Origin of the sequence: Halomonas sp. LBP4 (assembly GCF_003202205.1) — a bacterium.
GTDB lineage: Bacteria > Pseudomonadota > Gammaproteobacteria > Pseudomonadales > Halomonadaceae > Halomonas > Halomonas flagellata.
The window spans coordinates 1-2306 of sequence record NZ_PDOG01000021.1 but is presented as its reverse complement, the minus strand read 5'-3'; the positions used below and the strand labels follow the sequence as shown (position 1 = coordinate 2306).

2 protein-coding genes are annotated in these 2306 nt (G+C 70.1%); both read left to right on the top strand.

The genetic code is table 11. The features are described 5' to 3' along the window. A partial coding sequence (locus CR157_RS21925) for a glycine cleavage system protein H (protein ID WP_373681031.1) occupies positions 1 to 225 on the top strand: 225 nt, incomplete at its 5' end. A gap of 99 nt (positions 226 to 324) precedes the next feature. Further along, on the top strand, positions 325 to 2306 hold a 1982-nt coding region (gene gcvP / locus CR157_RS21920; protein WP_110285639.1), incomplete at its 3' end, for an aminomethyl-transferring glycine dehydrogenase.

The following is a 2306-nucleotide window of genomic DNA, read 5'->3' as shown; positions in this document are numbered from 1 at the left end:
GAGTTCGGCGTCATCGAGTCGGTCAAGGCCGCCTCCGACCTCTATGCCCCGGTGGCCGGCGAGATCGTCGAGGTCAACGAGGCCCTCGAGGACGCCCCGGAGAGCGTCAACGAGTCGCCCTATGAGGATGGCTGGATCATGAAGGTGCGCATCACCGATGCCGCCGCCCTCGATGCCCTGCTCGACGCCGACGGCTACCAGGCCGTGGCCGACGCCGACGACTGATCCCGCTATCGCCGACCTCCGCCCCCCCGGCCACCCCGGCCGGGGACGCTTTTCGCCGACCGCCGCCGATCCGGCAGGTCCAGACACATAGGGTGTTCCATGGCTCTCGACAACCGCCGCCTGGCCGAGCTGGCCGCACACGACGACTTCCTGCAACGCCATAATGGTCCGAACGCCGATGACGTCGCCGCCATGCTGGCCACCCTGGACCTGGACAGCATGGAGACGCTCATCGAGCGTACCGTGCCGGCCGATATCCGCCTCGACCGTGCCCTGGCCCTGGACGCCCCCCGCAGCGAGGCCGAGGCGCTGGACTACCTGAAGCGCCTGGCGCGCCAGAACAAGGTGTTCAAGAGCTATATCGGCCAGGGCTACCACGACACCCACCTGCCGGCGGTGATCCAGCGCAACGTGCTGGAGAACCCGGGCTGGTACACCGCCTACACCCCCTACCAGCCGGAGATCGCCCAGGGCCGCCTGGAAGGCCTGCTCAACTTCCAGCAGATGGTCATGGACCTCACCGGCATGGCACTGGCCAACGCCTCGCTGCTCGACGAGGCCACCGCGGCGGCCGAGGCCATGGCGCTGTGCCATCGCGCCAACCGCAAGTCGAAGAGCGATGCCTTCTTCGTCGCCGATGACGTCCTGCCCCAGACCCTCGACGTGGTGCGCACCCGCGCGGCCTACTTCGGCTTCGAGTTGATCGTGGCCCCCGCCGAGGCACTGGCCGAGGCCGACGTCTTCGGCGCCCTGCTGCAGTACCCGGGGGACGGCGGCCGGGTCCGCGACCTGGCGCCGCTGCTCGCCGGTGCCGGCAAGCGCGGCGTGATGACCTGCGTGGCCGCCGACCTCATGAGCCTGGTGCTGCTCGCCGAGCCCGGCGCCCTGGGCGCCGACATCGTGGTCGGCTCCTCGCAGCGCTTCGGCGTGCCCATGGGCTACGGCGGCCCCCATGCCGCCTTCTTCGCCACCACCGACAAGCTCAAGCGCTCGCTCCCCGGCCGCCTCATCGGCGTCTCCCGGGACAGCCGCGGCAACACGGCGCTGCGCATGGCCATGCAGACCCGCGAGCAGCACATCCGCCGCGAGAAGGCGACCTCCAACATCTGCACCGCCCAGGCGCTGCTGGCCAACATCGCCGGCTTCTATGCCGTCTACCACGGTGCCGAGGGGCTCACCACCATCGCCTCGCGCATCCATCGCCTGACCACCCTCCTCGCCGAGGGGCTCAAGGCCAGGGGCGTCGGCCTCGCCCACGCCAGCTGGTTCGACACCCTGCGCCTGACCGGCGTGGACGCCGGCAAGCTGCATGGCCGGGCCATGACCCACGAGATCAACCTGCGCTATTTCGCCAATGGCGACGTGGGCGTGAGTCTCGACGAGACCACCACCGCCCACGACCTGGACGTGCTGTTCGACGTGCTGCTGGGCGAGGAGCACGGCCTCTCGGTGCGTGAGCTCGACGACCGCGTGGTCGCGGCCGGCACCAGCGGCATTCCCGTGGCCTGCCGGCGCCAGAGCGACTTCCTGACCCACCCCACCTTCCGTCGCTACCGCAGCGAGACCGAGATGCTGCGCTACCTCAAGCGCCTGGAGAACCGGGACCTGTCGCTGACCCACGCCATGATCCCGCTGGGCTCGTGCACCATGAAGCTCAACGCCACCAGCGAGATGATCCCCATCACCTGGCCGGAGTTCGCGCGCCTCCACCCCTTCGCGCCCCGCGACCAGGTGGCCGGCTACCGGCAGATGATCGGCGAGCTGGCCGCCTTCCTGGAGGAGATCACCGGCTACGACCACATCGCCATGCAGCCCAACTCCGGCGCCCAGGGCGAGTACGCCGGCCTGGTGGCGATCCGTCGCTACCAGGCCGCCATCGGCGAGGGCCACCGCGACGTCTGCCTGATCCCCAGCTCGGCCCACGGTACCAACCCGGCCTCCGCGGCCATGGTGGGCCTCAAGGTCGTGGTGGTCGAGTGCGACGCGCTCGGCAACATCGACACCGACGACCTGCGCGCCAAGGCCGACCGGCACGGCGACGCCCTGTCGGCGATCATGATCACCTACCCCTCCACCCACGG